Genomic DNA, 20,223 nt, shown 5'->3' on the forward strand with positions numbered 1-20,223 from the left:
ACTTTATCCATTGTTGGTTCCGCACTGCGGGATTGCCTGTCAAACATCACAACATCAGAAAGCAGGCTGGTAAGGGATAATGCCCTGACGCAGCATATCGTTGGTGCCTAAGCCATAGTTAGGACTCAGACCACGCAGCTCAATGTTGAATGAGATTTGGTTGTCGTACTTACTGTCGTCGTTTTCCCAACCGTTAATTTTGCGCTCGTAACCGACCCGGAGAGCGTAACAGCATGAGCTGTATTGCAGGCCAACCAGCTGCGACGCCGGACGCTTGTTGCGGGTATCGTAGTAGTAAGCACCTACCACAGACCATGCATCGGCAATCGGCCAGCTGGCCGTGGTGCCCACCTGTGAAATCCCATTTTTGTAGATAGGATTGGTCACCAGGTTGCTGTCATTTAACGCTGCCGCGATATATTCCGGGCTGCTGTAGCGGTAGCTCAACTGCACCATACGGTCGGCATCACGACGGTACTCCAGAACAGTATTGCCCTGGGAGACGTTGTCGAGTTTGGTGTCATATTGCAGCCCGCCCCGAACACCCCAGCGATCGCTGATTTTCCAGTATGTATCGCCAGCCCAAATCAGACTGCCGGTATCATCTTCTTTATTGGTTTGATTCACACCAGTACGAGAAGGGGTAAACGAGTAGATTTGACCCACAGAAACGTTAAAACGTTCAACCAGATCGTTATCATAAATACGCGAGGTAACACCGGTTGCCACTTCATTGGCTGAAGCGATGCGATCCAGGCCGCTATAGGTACGATCGCGGAACAGACCGGTGTAGTCGGTTTGCAGCAGCGTAGAGTCGTACGGATAGATATTGCTTTGGTCGCGGTACGGGATATAAAGATACTGCACGCGTGGTTCCAGCGTCTGGGTATAACCCACTGCGGAGTCCATATCGCGGTCAAACACCAGCCGGCCATCCACTTTAAACTGCGGCAGGGTGCGGTTTACCGATTCATCCAGTTCGCCGCTATTGCTTCCTCTGAAACCATTGGCCGTATTGTTATAATAATCAACGTCAGTCTGCTGATAGTGGGTCGCCAGGAACTTCGCTTCGGTATCCAGGCTGGCCCAGCCGTTGGAGAGCGGCAGGTTCAGGGTTGGCTCAACGTGTAAACGGGTCGCTTCAGGAAGACGACTGTTGACGTTGGTGAATTTCACCGCCTGAGCATAAACCCGGCCATCAAACGGCCCGATATCATTCTGATAAAGGTTAACATCCAGCTGCGGCATTGCGCGGTAGACGTTATTGCTGGTGGTACTGCCAAACACCTGGAAATCTTTGGCCGAGAGTGTGGCGTCCCAGTTGGTGTCCGCATAACCAACGCTGAATTTCTGCGTGGCGTAGTTGTCGGTGGAGCTGTAGTACTTCGAGTCGAGATCGTTGAAGTAATACTGATCGCTGACTTTGGTGTAGTTGGCGTTGAAACGCCAGTGCTGTTCATAGACACCGGCATGCTGCCAGTAGAACAACCAGCGGTCGGAGCTGGAATCCTCGGCGATGCCACGAAGTGCTTTGTCGTTATCGTACTGTTTATCGGAGCCAAGGTAGTCGAATTCGACCAGACCGGCACCCAGCGTCGTCAGATAACGGAATTCGTTTTCAAATTTCATGCCGCGCTTACTGATGTAGTGCGGCGTGATGGTCGCATCGGCCTGCGGCGCAATGTTCCAGTAATAAGGCAGCACGAACTCAAAGCCGTTGTTGCTGCCAAATTTTGCATTCGGGATCAGGAAACCGGATCGACGACGATCGCCAATCGGTAACTGCAGATAGGGACTGTAGAACACCGGAACCGGACCCAGCTTAAAGCGGGCGTTCCAGATCTCCGCCACTTCCTCTTCGCGATCCTGGATGACTTGTGAACCGACCACGCTCCAGCTGTTGGAACCGGGCAGACAGGACGTAAAGGTGCCGTTCTCCAGAATGGTGTAGCGGTTATCGCCGCGCAGCTTCATCTGGTCGGCGGTGCCGCGTCCCTGACGATCCACCATCTGATAATCACCGTTCCAGACATTGGTATCTTTGCTGTTGAGGTTTGACCAGGCTTTCGGACCTTTCAGGATGACCTGGTTGTCATCGTAGTGCACATTACCCAGGGCATCGACGGTACGTACTGGCGCCGTCTGGCCTTCCTGCTGACGCTGATGAAGCTGAACTTCATCCGCCTGCATACGGCTGTTGCCCTGCTCAATATTCACATTGCCGGTAAAGACCGCATCATTGGGATAGTTCCCTTTGGCGGCGTCGGAGTGAATAGTGACAGGCAGCTGGTTGGTATCACCGTTGACCAGCGGGCGGTTATAACTCGGCACGCCTAACATACACTGCGACATCAAATCGTCGGCAAAGGCTTGCTGGCTAATGGCTGCGCCGATCAGTGTGGCCAGCAGGGTAGGTATATGTTTTTTCATACGCGGTATCGAGAATTCCATGAAAACTGGCATCATGCCGACAATCGGGTCAGAGACTAACTTACTGCCCGGCGTTGCGCCAGTGTTAATCCTGGTCTGTCAGCGTTGCCGTTAGGCGCTGAGATAAATGACAGGTATGATAATGCAATTTTCAGCCGCAAGCATGGCGAATTGAGGAGTTTATGCGCTACTGGGGAAAAGTTATGGGTCTGGCGGTGGGATTACTTTCCGGCGCAGGCTTTTGGGGTATTGTGATCGGTTTGATCATTGGCCATATGATTGACAAAGTACGTGGCGCACAAGGCAAGGCTTACTTCTCAAATAATCAGACCCGGCAGACGCTGTTTTTCAGCACCACCTTTCAGGTGATGGGCCATCTGACCAAGTCAAAAGGGCGGGTTACGGAAGCGGATATCCAGATTGCTTCACTGCTCATGGAGCGGATGCAGCTGCACGGTGACTCACGCACGGCTGCTCAGCGCGCGTTCCGCGAAGGTAAGCAGGCGGATTACCCGTTGCGCAGCAAGCTGCGAGAACTGCGCAGCGCCTGTTTTGGCCGGTTCGACCTGATTCGGATGTTCCTGGAGATTCAGATCCAGGCCGCCTTTGCCGACGGCTCACTGCACCCCAATGAGCGACAGGTACTCTACGTGATTGCCGAAGAGCTGGGCATTTCGCGTGGTCAGTTCGATCAGTTCCTGCGCATGATGGAGGGCGGCCAGCAGTTTGGCGGCGGGCAGCGCAGTTCAGGCGGCTTTCAGCAGGCGCAACGCGGTCCAACGCTGGAAGATGCCTGTAGCGTTTTGGGCGTGAAGAGCAGTGATGACGCCACCACGATTAAACGTGCTTACCGCAAGCTCATGAGTGAGCATCATCCTGATAAGCTGGTGGCGAAAGGGTTACCGCCAGAGATGATGGAGATGGCGAAGCAGAAAGCGCAGGAAATTCAGGCGGCTTACGATCTGATTCGCAAAGAGAAAGGCTTCAAGTAATGCGTCGCTCCTGTGGCCTCTTCTGCAACAGAGGAGGCCACGGCGACAGTCCTGCCGTAAACCTTAAAAGTCCGCGGGCTGACGAAACGTCATGGCATTACCAAATGCCGGATGGGTAATGGTAAGTGACTCCGCATGCAGCAGTAAACGGGGCGCCATCGCTTTCGCCTCCGGATGTGCATAGAAGTTGTCCCCCAGAATCGGGTGGCCCAGCGCCAGCATATGCACCCTTAGCTGGTGCGAGCGGCCAGTAATCGGCTTAAGCGAAATCCGCGTACTGTTGTCCGCCCGATACTCCAGCACCTGATATTCTGTCTGTGCGGCTTTGCCGTTCTCGAAGCAAACCATCTGCTTTGGACGATTTGGCCAGTCGCAAATCAGCGGCAGATCAACCAGCCCCTCTTCCTTCTCCGGATGACCCCAGATGCAGGCCACATACGTTTTGGAAGGCTCCCGCTCACGGAATTGTCGTTTCAGCTCACGCTCCGCCGCCTTGGTCAGCGCCACGACCATCACGCCACTGGTCGCCATGTCAAGTCGGTGCACAGATTCCGCCTGCGGGAAATCACGCTGTATCCGCTTCATCACGCTATCTTTGTGCTCATCCAGACGACCGGGTACCGAGAGCAGACCGCTGGGTTTGTTCACCACCATGATATGCGCATCCTGATAAAGGATGTGCAGCCAGGGTTCACGCGGTGGGTTGTAAGGTTCCATGGGGCTTTCCAAAAATAAGGGGCCATGCGGCCCCTGAGCTTACTGGTGTGTCACCACAATCAGGCGCAGCGCGTCAAGACGCCAGTTGGCCTCATCCAGACTTTGCAGCACCTGTTCACGATTGCTTTCCAGCGCCTCAACTTCGTCGTCGCGGATGTTCGGGTTGACGGCTTTCAGCGCGTTAAGACGCGAAAGCTCGGCACCCAGCTTCTCATTCGCCTCGGTCCGTGCCGCCTCAATCACGGCACGCGCTTCGCTGACGACGCTCTCTTCGGCCTGAGTCAGAATCGCATGGACATCCTGCTGCACCGCATTCACCAGTTTACTGGCGGTGTGACGGTTAACGGCATTCAACTGACGGTTAAAGCTTTCGAACTCCACTTTGCCTGCCAGGTTAGTGCCTTTCGTATCCATCAGCAGACGGATTGGCGTTGGCGGCAGGAAGCGGGTCAGTTGCAGATGCTTCGGTGCCTGGGCTTCAACCACATAGATCAGCTCGACCAGCAGCGTCCCCACCGGCAGAGCCTTGTTCTTCAGCAGTGACAGGGCGCTGCTGCCGGTGTCGCCCGACAGAATCAGATCCAGTCCGTTGCGAATCAGCGGATGCTCCCAGGTAATGAACTGAGTATCTTCACGTGACAGCGCCTGATCGCGGTTAAAGGTGATGGTGCAGCCATCTTCCGGCAGGCCAGGGAAATCGGGCACCAGCATGTGATCGGAAGGGGTCAGCACAATGAGGTTATCGCTGCGATCTTCCTGATTGATACCGACAATATCAAACAGGTTAAGCGCGAAGTTCACCAGGCCGGTGTCGTTATCCTGCTCGCTGATAGCGTTAGCCAGCAACTGAGCCGATTCACCGCCGTTTGAATTCAGCTCCAGCAGGCGATCGCGACCCTGTTCCAGCTGCAGTTTCAGCGCGTCATGCTGTTTGCGGCAGTCGGTGATAAAGGCATCAAAGCCTTCGCTGTTTTCTGGTGCGGCCAGATAGCCGATGAGCTGTGAATGGACGCTGTCATAGATTGTCCGGCCGGTCGGGCAGGTGTGTTCAAATGCGTCCAGCCCTTCGTGATACCAGCGCAGCAGCACGGCCTGTGCGGTCTGCTCCAGCCACGGCACCAGAATCTGAATATCGTGTGCCTGACCGATACGATCCAGACGACCTATACGCTGCTCCAGCAGGTCCGGGTTAAACGGCAGATCGAACATCACCAGACGGCTGGCAAACTGGAAATTACGGCCTTCTGAACCAATCTCAGAGCACAACAGCACCTGCGCGCCATTCTCTTCTGAGGCGAACCAGGCGGCAGCACGGTCACGTTCAATGATCGACAGACCTTCGTGGAACACCGCTGCACGAATACCTTCGCGCTCGCGCAGTACCTGCTCCAGCTGCAGCGCGGTGGCCGCTTTGGCGCAGATCACCAGCACTTTCTCTTTACGGTTAGTGGTGAGATAGCCCATCAGCCATTCCACGCGCGGATCGAAGTTCCACCAGGTGCCGCTGTCGCCTTCAAATTCCTGATAAATCTGCTCCGGATAGAGCAGGTCGCGCGCCCGCTCTTCTGCGCTTTTGCGCGCGCCCATAATGCCGGAGACTTTAATTGCCGTCTGATACTGCGCAGGCAGCGGCAGGCGGATCTGATGCAGTTCGCGTTTCGGGAAACCTTTAACCCCATTACGGGTGTTACGGAACAGCACGCGGCTGGTGCCGTGGCGATCCATCAGCATGGAGATCAGTTCCTGACGCGCTTCCAGCTTGCCTTCACGGTCGCTGTTGGCAACCTGCAGCAGCGGCTCGATGTCCTGCTCGCCGACCAGATCGTTGATCCGGTTCATCTCCGCCTGGGAGATCGCTTTATCCGCCAGCAGCGCGGTAACGGCATCGGCGATGGGGCGGAAATGCTGCTGCTCTTCAACAAAGGCGGCAAAGTCATGGAAACGGTCCGGGTCAAGCAGGCGCAGACGGGCGAAGTGACTCTCCATGCCCAGCTGCTCTGGCGTCGCGGTCAGCAGCAGAACCCCGGCAGTTTTTTCAGCCAGCTGTTCAATAACCTGATATTCACGGCTTGGCTCGCCTTCTGACCAGGCCAGATGGTGCGCTTCATCGACCACCAGCAGATCCCATTCGGCATCGGCCAGCATTTCAAGACGCTGTTTGTTGCGACGCACGAAGTCGAGTGAGCAGATAATCAGCTGCTCAGTTTCAAACGGATTGTCGCTGTCGTGTTGCGCTTCGGTGTAGCGGTCGTCGTCAAACAGCGCAAAGCGCAGGTTGAAGCGGCGCAGCATCTCAACAAGCCATTGATGCTGCAGGGTTTCAGGCACCACGATAAGTACGCGCTCGGCACGGCCAGCCAGCAGTTGCTGCTGGATGATCATCCCGGCTTCAATGGTTTTACCCAAGCCAACTTCATCGGCCAGCAGCACGCGCGGCGCATGGCGGCGGCCCACATCATGGGCGATGTGCAACTGGTGAGGGATCAGGTTAGTACGCATACCGCGTAAGCCGCTAATCGGCAGGCGGTATTGCTCACTCTGGTATTTACGGGCGCGGAAGCGCAGGGCAAAACGGTCCATCCGGTCGAGCTGGCCGGCAAACAGACGATCCTGCGGCTTACTGAATACCAGCTTGCTGTCGAGCATCACTTCGCGCAGCATCACGTCGCTTTCTTCGGTATCCAGACGGGTACCGATATAGGTCATCAGGTCATTTTCGTTGCGTACTTCATCAACGCGCATCTGCCAGCCTTCGTGGCTGGTGATGGTATCACCCGGATTAAAGATGACGCGGGTAACCGGCGAATCGTTGCGGGCGTAAAGGCGGTTTTCTCCCGTAGCGGGGAACAGCAGGGTGATCATACGTGTATCGATCGCCACCACGGTGCCCAGTCCCAGTTCACTTTCCGTATCACTAATCCAGCGCTGACCTAATGTAAAAACCATATATTGTTTGCTCGAATTTTAACGTTTTTAAAGGTGTTCCCAAAGCTCAGGCAATAGCGCTACCACCAGACAACAAGGTCTGGAGCGGGCTTTAAGAGCGGTGAGTTTCAGGAAGGGCGCTATGGTACTGGATGGCAGGGCATTCGTCACCTGTCAAAAAAGCCCCAGTTGCCCGGTAATAAGTGTAGCAAAGTCCCCTTCGACAAAGGGCAGAATCCCCTCCGCGACCGGTTGAAGTTGCTTCGTAACGTAGTGGTCGTAATCCAGCGGCGTGCTGCGTGCCTCCAGTGGCTCGGGGCCTGCCGTGGCAATCACGTAACGAATCCGGCCTCCATTCTGATACTGCAAAGGCCGGTTTAATTTACGATTCTGCTCATCCGCCAGCCTGGCGGCACGCACGTGCGGGGGCACGTTTCGTTCATATTCTTTTAACGGACGTCGCAGACGCTTTTTGTAGATCAGCTGATCGTCGAGTTCACCCGCCAGCAGCTGCGCGACGGTGGTGCGAATGTAATCCTGCCACGGCTCACGGTGGAAGATACGGTGGTAGAGCTGCTGCTGAAATGCTTTTGCCAGTGGCGTCCAGTCCGTTCGCACCGACTCCAGCCCCTTGAAAACCATGCGTTCACCGGCGGCGTCACGAATCAGTCCGGCATAGCGTTTCTTGCTGCCCTGTTCCGCGCCGCGAATGGTCGGCATCAGAAAACGACAAAAATGGTTTTCATACTCCAGCTCCAGTGCGCTCGTCAGCCCGTGGGTCTGCTGCAGGTGGTCGCGCCACCAGGCATTCACTTTCTGCACCAGTTGGTGACCAATCGCGGCGGCCTGCTCTTCATTGTGGGCGGACTTCAGCCAGACAAAAGTGGAGTCGGTGTCGCCATAGATCACGTCATAGCCTTCCGCCTCGATCAGCGCGCGTGTCTGCTGCATGATGGCGTGACCGCGCAGGGTAATTGAGGAGGCGAGGCGCGGATCAAAGAAGCGGCAGGCGCTGGTGCCCAGCACACCGTAAAAGGCGTTCATGATAATCTTTAGCGCCTGCGACAGCGGCTGGTTTTTCTGCTTTTTCGCCGCTTCACGACCCAGCCAGATCTGCTCGACGATCGCAGGCAGGCAGTGAGTGTGCCGGGAGAAACGCGCTTCGCGAAAACCTTCGACCGAATCGGCATCATCAGGATGGGCCAGTCCTTCTACCAGACCCACCGGGTCGATCAGGAAGGTGCGGATAATGGACGGATAGAGACTTTTATAATCCAGCACCAGCACCGAGTCATACAGACCAGGGCGCGAATCCATCACATAGCCACCCGGACTGGCTTCCGGAGCCACATCACCCAGGTTCGGGGCAACAAATCCCGCGCGATGCATCCGCGGAATATAAAGATGACCAAAGGCCGCCACCGAGCCGCCGTGGCGATCGACTGCCAGGCCATTCACCGCCGCGCGTTCCAGCAGAAACGGCATTATCGCCGTTTTATGAAAAATGCGCGTCACCAGCTCGCAGTCTTTGAGGTTGTAGCGTGCCAGCGCCGGTTTATCGTTGGCAAAACGCCAGTTGATCTCCTCCATGCGCTGCCAGGGATTATCGATTGCTTTACCTTCACCCAGCAGTTGTTGCGATACCGACTCCAGGCTGAATGAGGGAAAATCCCAGAACGCTGATTTCAGCGCGTCAATGCCATCAATAATCAACCGCCCGCTGGCCTGCGCAAAATAAACGCCGGGCTTAAAGCCATGTTCACGCCACTCCAGCGCGGCCTGCTGGCGACCAAGACGAAGTGGAATGCCGTAACGATCGGCATGCTTTTGCAACACCCGCAGGTCAAACTGCACCACGTTCCAGCCAATCAACACATCCGGATCGTGATCTGCAAACCACTGGTTCAGCGCTTCAAGCAGCTGTGGTCGGCTGTCGAGATAGATCAGCTCGAAATCCAGCGTGCTGGCATCACCGTTGGCCGGGCCGAGCATATAAACCTGACGCTGACCGCAGCCCTCCAGCCCGATGCAGTAGAGCTCGCCATGCTGTGTGGTTTCAATATCCAGCGAGACCCACTTCAGTGGCGGGCGATAGTCGGGATGGGGTTTGAGCCGCGCATTGACCACGCTATCACCGCGCTGCTCGCCGTCAAACCAGACCGGCGCGGTAATAAAACGCTCCATCAGGTAGCGCTCCGGCGGGCGAATATCCGCTTCATACACCGGAATGCCCTGTTCACGCAGCCGTTTTTCAATGCGCTGCAGCTGACGATGCTGCGGACAGTAGAGGCCAAAAACCGGGCGGCGGCGGAAATCTTTCAGCGCCAGCGACTGAATCCGAAACTGACGTTCATCCTTGAGGAGTTCGCTCACCTGCGCCTGAAATTCTTCGGGAATAAATGCGACAGACTCCTGCACCGGCAGCACCACGCGCTGCGCACCGGCATCAGTGGCGAGCCAGAGGATAATTTCGGTGCCATGCGGGCTGTCGCGCCAGTGGCGGGTGAGCAGAAAACCTGCGCGGGGCATATTCAGATGTTCTCCGGACTCAGTATTTCAGGGGTGAGAAAACGGCTTAAGTATAACATGGATATTTATACAGTTCTCGTCACCGGTTTTGTCAACATTGTCCTACAATTCTTGCCTTGACGCTGTGTGGCTGGCTCTGGACAATCCAGCCTTCTGCTTTTACTTAGGATGATTATGGAAGCCTGGATTCAACAACTGATTACGCAGTCTCTGGAATGGGCTCTGTTTGCCGTTGCGCTGGTGACGTTTCTGGAGTCGCTGGCGCTGGTCGGCCTGTTGCTGCCAGGTACAGTGATGATGGCCAGCCTGGGCGCGCTGATCGGCAGTGGCGAGCTGGGCCTTTACCCGGCCTGGGCCGCGGGTTTTGCGGGCTGCCTGATTGGTGACTGGGTTTCTTACGGTATCGGCTGGAAATTCCAGGGGCCGCTGCACCGCTGGAAGTATCTGCAAAAGTACAAAGGCTTGCTGGATAAAACCGAGCACGCCCTGCATCAGCACAGCATGTTTACGATTCTGGTCGGGCGCTTTGTGGGACCTACGCGTCCGCTGATCCCGCTGGCGGCCGGTATGCTGGAGCTGCCGGTGCGTAAATTTCTGCCGCCGAACCTTATCGGCTGCATCCTCTGGCCACCGCTCTATCTGCTGCCTGGTATTCTGGCAGGCGTGGCGATCGATGTGCCGAAAGCCGCGCAGGGCGGCAGCTTTAAATGGCTGTTACTTGGCGCAGCACTGTTGATCTGGCTGGGGGGCTGGTTATGCTGGCGCTGGTGGCGCAGCGGCAAGAGTCGTGACTGGGCGACAGCCTGGCTGCCGCCGGAGCGTTTGCGCTGGGCAGGTCCGCTGGGGCTGGTGATCGCCGTCGCGGCATTTGTCGGCATTCAGTTCCATCCGATGATGCCGATTTTCCGTCATCTGCTGTGGCAGGTTTTCTTCGCGTAACGCTTAACGGCGCGGGATGCCGAGGACCTCGGCCTCCCGCGTGTCACCCGACAGCAGCTGTCGGGTCTCGCCATCCCAGTAAACCCGTCCATCCACAATCACTACGCTGCGCGGCGCAATCTGCTGGGCATCTTCCAGACTGTGCGACACCATCAGCAGTGTAATGCTGCGCGCTTCGCACACTGAACGCACCAGTTGCAGCATCTCGCCGCGCAACGCGGGATCCAGTGCAGAAAAAGGCTCATCCAGCAGCAGCACCGGACGATCACGCAGCAGACAGCGCGCCAGCGCCACACGCTGTCGCTGTCCGCCCGACAGCTCGCCCGGCAAACGGTTTAGCAGATCGCCTAATCCCACCTGATCGGCCAGTGCAGCCAGTTGCTGACGCTGCTCAGCGCTGAGTTTTAATCCCGGATGCAGCCCCAGCGCCATGTTCTGCTGCACGCTGAGGTGCGGAAACAGGTTGTTCTCCTGAAACAGCATCGAAACCGGTCGTCTGGCTGGCACGCTGTGGGTGTGATCCTGCCCGTCAATCATCAGGGTGCCCTGTTTCACCGGCAGGAAACCGGCAATCAGGCTCAGCAGGGTACTCTTCCCGGCTCCGCTGGGGCCGAGAATGGCGATGCGCTCGCCACGTGTGGCCTTGAGGCTGAAGCGCATCGGCAGATGCTGATAAAGGTAAGTGAGGTTATCAAGAGTCAGCATGGCGGCCTGGTAATTTTTCCATTAGCGTGAACAGCAATAAGCAGAGCAGCAGTAATAGCAGGGCGGTGACCGCGCCATCTGCGCCGCGATAGGCACCAATCTGCTGATAAAGGTAGAACGGCAGTGTGCGGAAGTCAGCGTTGCCAAACAGTGCCACCACGCCGAAATCACCAATCGACAGTACGCAGGCAAAGGCCAGCGCCTGGGCAAGCGGACGTTTCAGCGCCCGCAGCTCGATCAGCCGCAGCCGGTTCCAGCCGTGGATATCCAGCGAATCGCAGAGCCTGCCGTAACGCTCTGCGACATCCCGCATCGGGTTTACCAGTACTTTCAGCGCATAGGGAATGGCGATCAGCGCATTGGTAAAGATCACCAGCCCTTCTGCCGAATCAGGCAGGCCAATAGTGGCATTGAACAGCAGGAAAAAGCCGGTGGCGAGCACAATGCCTGGCATCGCCAGAATCAGCATGCCGCTGGTGTCGATCAACTGTGCCGCCGCCGGACGCTGGCGCAGACGCAGTTCCCGACTGCTCCACAGCAGCATCATGGTCAGCACCACACAGATCAGACCGGCACCGATGGCGATACGCAATGACGTCAAGGTGGCCTGCCACAGTGCAGGCTGCGCCAGCGCGCCGCGCAGTCCGCCGTGCAGACCATCGACGATGACCGCCGCCAGCGGCGGCAACAGCAGGAGGAGTGCCAGCAGGATCAGCAGTGCATCGATCAGCTGTGCTCCACGCGAATCCTGCGGATCACGCCAGCCATGCAACTGGCTGGTTCCGGCAGGAATCGCCTTGCTGAAACGCTGGCTGAGCAGCACCAGCGTCAGACAGCAGCCGAGCTGGATGAGCGCCAGTAGCGCTGCGCGTCCGGGATCGTAGTCATAACTCAGCGCCTGGAAGATCGCCAGCTCAATGGTAGTGGCCTGCGGACCGCCGCCGAGTGACAGTACGGTGGCAAAGCTGGCGAAACAGAGCATGAAGATCAGCGCACCGGTCGGCAACAGCTGACGCCGCAGCCATGGCCACTCCAGCAGACGAAAATGATGCCAGCCGCGCAGGTCAAGCTGTGCCGCCAGCTGACGCTGTTCCGCCGGAATACTCTCCAGCGCCTGCAGCATCAGGCGGGTCGCCAGCGGCAGGTTAAAGAAGACGTGCGCCAGCAAAATGCCCGGCAGGCCATAGGGAGAGAAGTGATAACCGATGCCTGCCAGCTGGCACAGCTTCGCCAGCCAGCCGTTGCTACCATAGACGGTCAGCAGGCCAAACACCGCGACCAGCACTGGCAGCACCAGCGTCATGGCGCACAGGCGCAGCAGCAGCAGACGACCCGGAAAACGGCGTCGATAGAGCGCCCGCGCCAGCGGAACCGCAGGCAGCAGCGACAGCAGGGCGGAGAGCAGCGCCTGACCAAAAGTGAACGCGATAACGTGATGCAGGTAGTCATCCTGCAGCACGCTACGTAAGTCCGTGTCCGGTGCGGCGCTCCAGAGTGCACCGAACGCCATAAATGCCACGATGGTCAGCAATATCGTGGCGAGCGAACCGGGAATCAGCCAGCGCGGCATCAGCGGCTGACGGCGCGTTGCCACTGGCTAATCCAGCCTGAACGCTGGCTGGCCACCTCTTCCGGTGAGAACTGCAGAGCGGTGGAAGGCACGTTGAGCGCCGCGAAACCTGCTGGCAGCGGCGTATCAATCACCGGATACATCCAGTTGCCGGTGGGGATGGTGCGCTGGAAGTCAGGTGAGACCATAAACTTCATAAACTGCTGTGCCAGCGCCGGCTGTTTGCTGCTGGCTAGCTGCGCGGCAACTTCGACCTGCAGATAATGACCCTCTGCAAAGGGTGCAGCGGCGTAATTCTCTTTCTTCTCTTCGATGATGTGGTAAGCCGGAGAGGTGGTGTAGCTCAGCACCAGATCGCCTTCGCCCTTGAGGAACAGGCCATAGGCTTCACTCCAGCCTTTGGTGACCGTCACGGTTTTCTGCGCCAGCTTTTGCCACGCCTGCGGAGCCTGATCGCCATAGACTTTCTGCATCCAGAGCAGCAGACCTAAGCCGGGCGTGCTGGTGCGGGGATCTTCGTAGATCACCCGCCACTTCTCCGGGCTGTCGACCAGCTCTTTCAGGCTTTTTGGCGGATTTTTCAGCCGCGTTTTGTCATAAACAAACGCGAAGTAGCCATAATCGAACGGCACGAAGGTGGTGTTGTGCCAGCCATCGGGCAGTTTTAATGTCGATGTGTCGACCTGACTTTCGGCAAACAGACCTGTTTTCTGCGCGGCCTGCACCAGATTGTTATCCAGCCCCAGCACCACATCGGCTTTACTGTTTTTGCCTTCCATCCGCACGCGGTTCAGCAGCGACACGCCATCTTCCAGCGTGACGAATTTCAGCTCGCAGTCGCACTGTGCTTCAAAGGCTTTTTTAACCGCCGGGCCAGGGCCCCAGTCGGCGGAGAAGGAGTCGTAGGTGTAGACCGTGAGAACCGGCTTAGCCGCCAGAACGGGGGCGGAGAGTAACAGCAGCACCGGCAGAACTTTGTTTAACACTTTGCGCTCCTTCAGGAGAATAGGGGATGAGTCGCAAAGGATCTGAGCACAGAGGCCTCTCAAATCCCTACGTCGGTATTAACCGAATCAGGTTCGACGGGTCTCTCTCAGCGGCTTGCTTGTGGCAGGCCGCACCCCGTTGAGAACGTCACATTCTAGTCATTTCAGCGCCGGGGCGAAAGCGTCACAGCGCGGGTGGGGCGAACCAGGCCGATTTAAAATCAAACCAGCCCAGCGTATTCATCCGGACGCCGCGCATACTGCGCTGCCCTTCAAGCAACAGCCAGTGATGAAACAGCGGATGCAGGCCGGCTTCGTCGACCAGCTGTTTGCTCCATTCGGCCAGCGGCAGCGCTTTCTCGCGCCAGCGGGCCGCATCGCCGTGCCAGTCGATAGCAAGGCAGTGATGCAGCAGCGGGATCTCATAAAGCTGTGCGAACAGCGAATAATTCAGCGGCAGGGTAAAGTTCACGCTTCCCAACCAGATATCACTCTCCGTTTCGCCCTGATACCAGCTTTCGTAGCTGATCTCACGGGTCTCCAGCGTGACGCCATGCTCTGCCAGCAGCGGACGCAGCGCATTCGCGATGCCTTCATGCTCCACGTGCTGGCTGTACCAGGTCAGCGTCAGATGGGTTAAGTCGGGCGGTTTTTCTACTGGCGTCAGGTCACGGCGATGATGCCAGCGTGGCAGCAGATCATACGCCGGAAACCAGTAGCGCTGATAGCCGACACCAGCGTGATTGAGCAGGGCGATGGGGTTAAACAGGTAGCTGACCCAGCGCCGGACCGCTTCGTTGCGACCCTGCTCTGAACGCTGGTCGAACAAAAGATAGTAGCAGCCCTCTTCAAGGCGGCTCTCCTCCTGAACTTCATCGGTGCTGCCGCCCTGCAGACGGACACCCGCATAGACCAGCTCATCGCTGATGTCGGGCAGTACCCAGATAGAGACATCATCAATCAGCGCGCGAAAACCGAAGTAGTCATCAAACGCTTCGATCTTCAGCTGGCTCTCCTGATTGCGGATCACCCGGTAAGGACCGGTGCCAACTGGCTGGCGAGCAAAGTCTTGCAGCGTCGGCCATTCGCGCGGCAGGATCATCGCACTGACGCTGCCCAGCAGCCAGGGCAAGCCCTCGTCGGGCTGGCTTAAACGGATATCCAGCGTCCAGGGGGCAGGTGAGTCGATTTGCGCAATATGGGAAAAGAGCGGATGGGGGCGCTGACGCTCCAGCGTGGCGAGCACATCCTCCATCTCCAGTTCTCTGCCGTGATGGAAGCGAATCGCCGGACGCAGGAAGAAGCGCCAGTGAAGTGGAGACGTCTGCTGCCAGTGGTGCGCAATATCGGGTTCGATTTCCCCGTTTTCCTCATTTATCCGCGTCAGACCGTTGAAAATCTGTCGGGCAATGTGGGTTTCCGAGCGCCGCAGCGGCGAGCCGGGCAAAAGGTTGAGCAGCGGACGATAGTAGAGCACCCGCAGGATATGCTTGCCCTGCCGGAAACTGCGCCCCAGGTGCGCGCTGATCATCTGCCGCACCTGGTTTTTATCGCCTACCAGCTGGACCAGCTGATCGATGCGATCCTGTTCCAGCAAATCCTCGGCACGCTGCTGCTGCAGGGCCAGGCCCGTGTAGCAGAAGATAAGCTGCGATCGCTTGCCGCGTCCGGCTTCAGCCTGCCAGGTCAGCCAGCCTGCGGCCTGCATCCGGTTGAGCAGATTGCGCATATGGCGGCGCGAGCAGTGCAGCAGATCAGCCAGTTCGCTGAGCGTAATCTCCTGCGTCTGGCCCTGACAACTCTGCCACAGGCGGATGAACTGCTGCTTCAGACGTGATGAGGACATAAAAGGGGAACTCCCTGTGAAAAGCGCTCTGTTTTTCCTGCCCCATTTTAAGAGCAAACTTTACGCTATGGGAAGAGCGGGAGGCATTCAGCAGTGAATGGCGTTCGACCCTCACTTCGCTGTTCAGCGGAGTGCTTTTCTGAGTAGGGTGCATTTACACCGCCAGCAGATGATCTCTGCTGGCTTTTTTCATGTTGCGCGGTATCGTCTACCCTTCTTTTTTCCCCTCTGTTTGTTCTGTAAGGGATTTCGAATGAAATCGCTGTTAACGCGGCAGCGCCGCATCAACCCGGTTTACCTCGCTTTTATGGTCGCCTCGTTCATGCTGGGCATCGCGGGTGCTCTGCAGGCACCGACGCTCAGCCTGTTTCTGACGCGCGAGGTACAGGCGCGGCCCTTCTGGGTCGGGCTGTTTTTCACCATTAATGCGGTGGCCGGTATCGTAGTGAGTATGCTGGTGGCAAAGCGCTCAGACAGCGTCGGCGATCGTCGTCATATCATTCTTTTCTGCTGCCTGATGGCGCTGGTGAATGCGCTACTGTTTGCCTTTACCCGCGACTATCTGACTCTGCTGACACTGGGTGTACTGCTGTCAGCGCTGGCCAGTGTTTCTATGCCGCAGCTGTTTGCGCTGGCACGAGAGTATGCCGATCAGTCGGCGCGTGAAGCAGTGATGTTCAGTTCTGTGATGCGTGCGCAACTGTCGCTGGCGTGGGTGATCGGGCCGCCGTTATCGTTCGCGCTGGCGCTGAACTACGGCTTTGTGACGCTGTTTATGGTGGCCGCGGTGCTGTTTCTGCTCTGCATTCTGCTGGTCTGGTTTACCCTGCCGTCGGTGCCACGTTCGCAACCACTGATGCAAAGCGGCGGGCTGCCGTTGAGCGGCTGGCGCGATCGCGATGTGCGTTTGCTGTTCCTCGCCTCGGTGGCGATGTGGACCTGCAACACGATGTATATCATTGATATGCCGCTCTATATCAGCACCACGCTGGGTCTGCCGGAGAAACTGGCCGGTCTGCTGATGGGAACGGCGGCCGGGCTGGAAATCCCGGTGATGCTGCTGGCGGGCCATTACGCGCGTCGCATCGGCAAGCGGCGGTTAATGCTGATCGCGGTGGCGGCGGGCGTCCTGTTTTATCTGGGGCTGGTGCTCTTCAATTCCCGCACCTCGCTGATGGTGTTACAGCTGTTTAATGCGGTATTTGTCGGGATTATTGCTGGCATAGGGATGCTGTGGTTCCAGGATCTGATGCCAGGACGACCCGGTGCGGCGACCACCATGTTCACCAATTCGATCTCAACGGGCATGATTCTGGCTGGGGTGATTCAGGGAACACTGAGTGAGCGGCTTGGGCATGAGGCGGTTTACTGGCTGGCATTCGGGCTGGCGATAGTGGCGCTGGTGATGTCGGCGCGGGTGCGCGACGTATAAAGAAGAAGGGCGACGGGATGTCGCCCTGCTTTAACGCAATCAGCGCAGGAAGGCGGGCTGATTCTGCTCATACTGCGAAATCGACGCTTCATGCTGCAGCGTCAGGCCGATGCTGTCGAGGCCATTAATCATGCAGTGGCGACGGAAGCTATCGAGTTCAAACGAATAGACTTTGTCGCCTGCCGTCACCGTCTGTGCTTCCAGATCGACTGTGAAGCTGATGCCTGGCTGGGCCGCTACCAGTCTGAACAGCTCATCCACTTCCTCTTCGCTTAATTTCACCGGCAGCAGCTGGTTATTGAAACTGTTGCCGTAAAAGATATCCGCGAAGCTCGGCGCAATCACCACGTGGAAACCGAAATCGGTCAGCGCCCACGGGGCATGCTCACGTGAGGAGCCGCAGCCAAAGTTTTCGCGCGCCAGCAGGATGCTGGTGCCTTTAAACTCCGGCTTATTCAGCACAAAGCCAGGCGTCGGCACCGTACCAGCGTCATCTTCAAAGCGCCAGTCATGGAACAGATGCTGACCGAAACCGGTACGGGTCACCTTCTGCAAAAACTGCTTGGGAATGATCGCGTCCGTATCGACGTTCGCGGCATCCAGCGGTGCAACAATGCCAGTGTGCTGAGTAAATTTATTCGCCATGACTTAAGCTCCTGTCGTCAGTTCACGGATGTCGGCAAAGTGGCCGGTCACGGCAGCCGCCGCGGCCATCGCCGGGCTGACCAGATGGGTACGTCCACCACGGCCCTGGCGACCTTCAAAGTTACGGTTGCTGGTAGATGCGCAACGCTCGCCCGGATTCAGGCGGTCATTGTTCATCGCCAGGCACATTGAGCAGCCAGGCAGACGCCATTCAAAGCCCGCTTCCAGGAAGATTTTATCCAGACCTTCCGCTTCAGCCTGCGCTTTGACCGGGCCGGAACCCGGCACCACCATCGCGACCACGCCAGGCGCGACTTTGCGGCCTTTGGCGATAGCGGCGGCGGCACGCAGATCTTCAATACGTGAGTTGGTGCAGGAGCCGATAAACACTTTATCAATCGCAACATCGGTCAGTTTAATGCCCGGCTGCAGGTTCATGTAGGCCAGCGCTTTTTCCGCTGAGGCGCGCTCAACCGGATCGGCGAATGAGGCCGGGTTCGGGATCAACTGATCAACGGCAATCACCTGGCCCGGGTTGGTGCCCCAGGTGACCTGCGGTGCAATCTCTTCAGCATGCAGCGTCACTACCGCATCATACTTCGCGCCTTCATCAGATTTCAGGGTGCGCCAGTATTCAACGGCCTGCTCCCATTTCTCGCCCTGTGGGGAGAACTGACGACCTTTCAGGTAGTTGAAAGTAGTGTCATCCGGTGCTACCAGGCCCGCTTTCGCGCCCATCTCAATCGCCATGTTGCACAGGGTCATACGACCTTCCATGCTCAGCGCCTGAATGGCCGGGCCGCAGAATTCAACCACATAACCAGTACCGCCTGCGCTGCCGGTTTTACCGATGATCGCCAGCACGATATCTTTGGCGGTAATGCCGGTGGACGCCTGGCCCAGTACTTCAATCTTCATGGTTTTCGCCCGACCCTGTTTCAGGGTCTGAGTGGCAAATACATGTTCCACTTCAGAGGTGCCGATACCAAACGCCAGCGAGCCGAACGCGCCGTGGGTGGCGGTGTGCGAGTCGCCGCACACAATGGTCATGCCCGGCAGCGTCATACCCTGCTCAGGACCGATAACGTGGACGATGCCCTGGAATGGGTGATTCAGGTCATACAGCTGTACGCCAAATTCTTCGCAGTTCTTCATCAGCTCCTGCATCTGAATACGCGCCATCTCGCCCGACGCATTAATGTCTTTGGTCTGGGTAGAGACGTTGTGATCCATCGTGGCAAAGGTTTTGCCCGGCTGACGGACTTTACGTCCGTGTGCGCGCAGGCCATCAAAGGCCTGGGGCGAGGTCACTTCATGGATCAGGTGACGATCGATGTAGAGTAACGGCGTTTCGTTTGGCGCTTCGTGGACGACATGTGCATCAAATAACTTCTGGTATAAGGTTTTCATTTTTTTATTTTTCCTCGGCGATAAAGCGGGCAATGATGCTGCCCATCTCATCTGTGCTGACCGCTGGGCCATCACCGGCTAAATCTTTGGTGCGGTAGCCCTGTTCCAGTGCACGACTGATGGCGCGTTCGATACTGTCGGCTGCCGCATCGGCATTCAGGCTGTAACGCAGCAGCAATGACAGCGACAGAATCTGGGCGACCGGGTTGGCAATATTCTGTCCGGCGATATCCGGCGCTGATCCCCCCGCCGGTTCGAACAGGCCAAAGCCCGCTTCATTCAGGCTGGCTGACGGCAGCATACCCATCGAGCCGGTGATCATGGCGCACTCATCAGACAGAATGTCACCAAACAGGTTGGAGCAGAGCAGCACGTCAAACTGCGACGGGTCTTTGATCAACTGCATGGTCGCGTTGTCGATGTAGATGTGGCTCAGTTGCACGTCCGGGTACTCTTTAGCCACTTCGTTGACGATTTCGCGCCACATCACCGAGGTCTGCAGCACGTTAGCTTTATCAACCGAGGTGACTTTGTTGCGACGTTTGCGCGCCGATTCAAACGCGATACGGGCAATGCGCTCGATTTCGAAACGGTGATAGACCTCGGTATCAAAAGCACGCTCTTCCGGGCCGCTGCCTTCGCGTCCTTTCGGCTGGCCAAAATAGATGCCGCCAGTCAGTTCACGCACGCACAGAATGTCGAAGCCTTTAGCCGCGATGTCGGCGCGCAACGGGCAAAATGCTTCCAGACCGCTGTAGAGCGCAGCCGGACGCAGGTTACTGAACAGCTTAAAATGTTTGCGCAGCGGCAGTAGCGCACCGCGCTCCGGCTGTGATGCGGGCGGTAAGTGCTCCCACTTCGGACCGCCAACGGAACCAAACAGGATCGCGTCGGCCTGCTCGCAGCCTGCAACCGTTGCCGGTGGCAGAGGCTCTCCATGCTGATCGATAGCGATGCCGCCGACCGCATATTCCTGAGTAGTGATCTGCATATCAAAGCGCTGACGAATGGCATCAAGCACCTTCATCGCCTGCGCCATCACTTCCGGGCCGATACCATCACCGGGTAAAACTGCGATATGAGATGAACTGGACATG

14 protein-coding genes and 1 riboswitch are annotated in these 20,223 nt (G+C 57.4%); of the genes, 3 read left to right on the forward strand and 11 right to left on the reverse strand.

The window, feature by feature from the left end; translation table 11 throughout:
• Positions 1-54: 54 nt before the first annotated feature.
• On the reverse strand, positions 55-2,430 hold the full coding sequence (gene lptD, locus AC6I77_RS02965) for an LPS assembly protein LptD (RefSeq protein ID WP_050540837.1): 2,376 nt from the start codon (positions 2,428-2,430) through the stop codon (positions 55-57).
• Between the two features lie 182 nt (positions 2,431-2,612).
• On the opposite strand from lptD, the gene djlA reads away from it, so the two are divergent.
• The gene (djlA, locus tag AC6I77_RS02970) at positions 2,613-3,422 is read left to right on the forward strand and encodes a co-chaperone DjlA (RefSeq protein ID WP_003854797.1); all 810 of its coding nucleotides are present in this window, start codon (positions 2,613-2,615) and stop codon (positions 3,420-3,422) included.
• A 63-nt stretch (positions 3,423-3,485) separates the two neighbouring features.
• Here djlA and rluA read toward each other — a convergent pair whose 3' ends face one another.
• The 3 genes from rluA to polB all read right to left on the reverse strand — a co-directional run bounded on the left by rluA (position 3,486) and on the right by polB (position 9,599).
• On the reverse strand, positions 3,486-4,139 hold the full coding sequence (gene rluA, locus AC6I77_RS02975) for a bifunctional tRNA pseudouridine(32) synthase/23S rRNA pseudouridine(746) synthase RluA (RefSeq protein ID WP_497816712.1): 654 nt from the start codon (positions 4,137-4,139) through the stop codon (positions 3,486-3,488).
• Between the two features lie 39 nt (positions 4,140-4,178).
• Positions 4,179-7,085, reverse strand: a complete 2,907-nt coding sequence (gene rapA / locus AC6I77_RS02980) for an RNA polymerase-associated protein RapA (protein ID WP_003854794.1) — start codon at positions 7,083-7,085, stop codon at positions 4,179-4,181.
• Positions 7,086-7,238: 153 nt separating this feature from the next.
• Positions 7,239-9,599 carry a DNA polymerase II gene (gene polB, locus AC6I77_RS02985; protein WP_497817212.1) on the reverse strand — a complete coding sequence of 787 codons (2,361 nt, stop codon included), beginning with the start codon at positions 9,597-9,599 and terminating at the stop codon, positions 7,239-7,241.
• Between the two features lie 168 nt (positions 9,600-9,767).
• Here polB and AC6I77_RS02990 point away from each other — a divergent pair, with 168 nt between their 5' ends.
• Complete coding sequence (locus tag AC6I77_RS02990) at positions 9,768-10,532, forward strand: DedA family protein (protein ID WP_003854790.1); 765 nt, start codon at positions 9,768-9,770, stop codon at positions 10,530-10,532.
• Between the two features lie 3 nt (positions 10,533-10,535).
• Here AC6I77_RS02990 and thiQ read toward each other — a convergent pair whose 3' ends face one another.
• The 4 genes from thiQ to sgrR all read right to left on the reverse strand — a co-directional run bounded on the left by thiQ (position 10,536) and on the right by sgrR (position 15,639).
• Positions 10,536-11,237: a thiamine ABC transporter ATP-binding protein ThiQ gene (gene thiQ / locus AC6I77_RS02995; RefSeq protein ID WP_140033784.1), complete on the reverse strand. Its 702-nt coding sequence runs from the start codon at positions 11,235-11,237 to the stop codon at positions 10,536-10,538.
• Positions 11,224-12,831, reverse strand: coding sequence for a thiamine/thiamine pyrophosphate ABC transporter permease ThiP (thiP, locus tag AC6I77_RS03000; protein WP_497816713.1), 1,608 nt, complete (start codon positions 12,829-12,831; stop codon positions 11,224-11,226). The genes thiQ and thiP overlap by 14 nt, the downstream gene beginning before the upstream one ends.
• A complete protein-coding gene (gene thiB, locus AC6I77_RS03005; RefSeq protein ID WP_283543817.1) occupies positions 12,807-13,793 on the reverse strand; it encodes a thiamine ABC transporter substrate binding subunit in 987 nt (328 codons plus the stop codon). The genes thiP and thiB overlap by 25 nt, the downstream gene beginning before the upstream one ends.
• A 46-nt stretch (positions 13,794-13,839) precedes the next feature.
• Positions 13,840-13,942, reverse strand: a riboswitch (TPP riboswitch).
• Between the two features lie 35 nt (positions 13,943-13,977).
• Entirely contained in the window at positions 13,978-15,639 is a 1,662-nt protein-coding gene (gene sgrR / locus AC6I77_RS03010) for an HTH-type transcriptional regulator SgrR (protein WP_497816714.1), read from the reverse strand.
• Positions 15,640-15,892: 253 nt separating this feature from the next.
• Between sgrR and AC6I77_RS03015 the strand changes: the two genes are divergently transcribed.
• Complete coding sequence (locus AC6I77_RS03015) at positions 15,893-17,071, forward strand: MFS transporter (RefSeq protein ID WP_003854780.1); 1,179 nt, start codon at positions 15,893-15,895, stop codon at positions 17,069-17,071.
• 39 nt (positions 17,072-17,110) lie between these two features.
• Here AC6I77_RS03015 and leuD read toward each other — a convergent pair whose 3' ends face one another.
• The 3 genes from leuD to leuB are packed head-to-tail and all read right to left on the reverse strand — an operon-like array spanning position 17,111 to position 20,222.
• Positions 17,111-17,716 carry a 3-isopropylmalate dehydratase small subunit gene (gene leuD, locus AC6I77_RS03020; protein WP_008925570.1) on the reverse strand — a complete coding sequence of 202 codons (606 nt, stop codon included), beginning with the start codon at positions 17,714-17,716 and terminating at the stop codon, positions 17,111-17,113.
• Positions 17,717-17,719: 3 nt separating this feature from the next.
• Positions 17,720-19,126 carry a 3-isopropylmalate dehydratase large subunit gene (gene leuC, locus AC6I77_RS03025; protein ID WP_013356753.1) on the reverse strand — a complete coding sequence of 469 codons (1,407 nt, stop codon included), beginning with the start codon at positions 19,124-19,126 and terminating at the stop codon, positions 17,720-17,722.
• 4 nt (positions 19,127-19,130) lie between these two features.
• Positions 19,131-20,222 (reverse strand): 3-isopropylmalate dehydrogenase, encoded by a 1,092-nt coding sequence (leuB, locus tag AC6I77_RS03030; protein WP_003854775.1) that lies wholly within the window; start codon positions 20,220-20,222, stop codon positions 19,131-19,133.
• Position 20,223 lies beyond the last annotated feature (1 nt).

The organism is Pantoea sp. X-Soil-ISGK-259, assembly GCF_059730705.1.

Excerpts from the sequence above, each read along its gene's own strand:
- lptD (WP_050540837.1), bottom strand. The coding sequence starts at position 2,430 with ATGAAAAAACATATACCTACCCTGCTGGCCACACTGATCGGCGCAGCC.
- djlA (WP_003854797.1), top strand. The coding sequence starts at position 2,613 with ATGCGCTACTGGGGAAAAGTTATGGGTCTGGCGGTGGGATTACTTTCC.
- rluA (WP_497816712.1), bottom strand. The coding sequence starts at position 4,139 with ATGGAACCTTACAACCCACCGCGTGAACCCTGGCTGCACATCCTTTAT.
- rapA (WP_003854794.1), bottom strand. The coding sequence starts at position 7,085 with ATGGTTTTTACATTAGGTCAGCGCTGGATTAGTGATACGGAAAGTGAA.
- AC6I77_RS02990 (WP_003854790.1), top strand. The coding sequence starts at position 9,768 with ATGGAAGCCTGGATTCAACAACTGATTACGCAGTCTCTGGAATGGGCT.
- thiQ (WP_140033784.1), bottom strand. The coding sequence starts at position 11,237 with ATGCTGACTCTTGATAACCTCACTTACCTTTATCAGCATCTGCCGATG.
- sgrR (WP_497816714.1), bottom strand. The coding sequence starts at position 15,639 with ATGTCCTCATCACGTCTGAAGCAGCAGTTCATCCGCCTGTGGCAGAGT.
- AC6I77_RS03015 (WP_003854780.1), top strand. The coding sequence starts at position 15,893 with ATGAAATCGCTGTTAACGCGGCAGCGCCGCATCAACCCGGTTTACCTC.
- leuD (WP_008925570.1), bottom strand. The coding sequence starts at position 17,716 with ATGGCGAATAAATTTACTCAGCACACTGGCATTGTTGCACCGCTGGAT.
- leuC (WP_013356753.1), bottom strand. The coding sequence starts at position 19,126 with ATGAAAACCTTATACCAGAAGTTATTTGATGCACATGTCGTCCACGAA.
- leuB (WP_003854775.1), bottom strand. The coding sequence starts at position 20,222 with ATGTCCAGTTCATCTCATATCGCAGTTTTACCCGGTGATGGTATCGGC.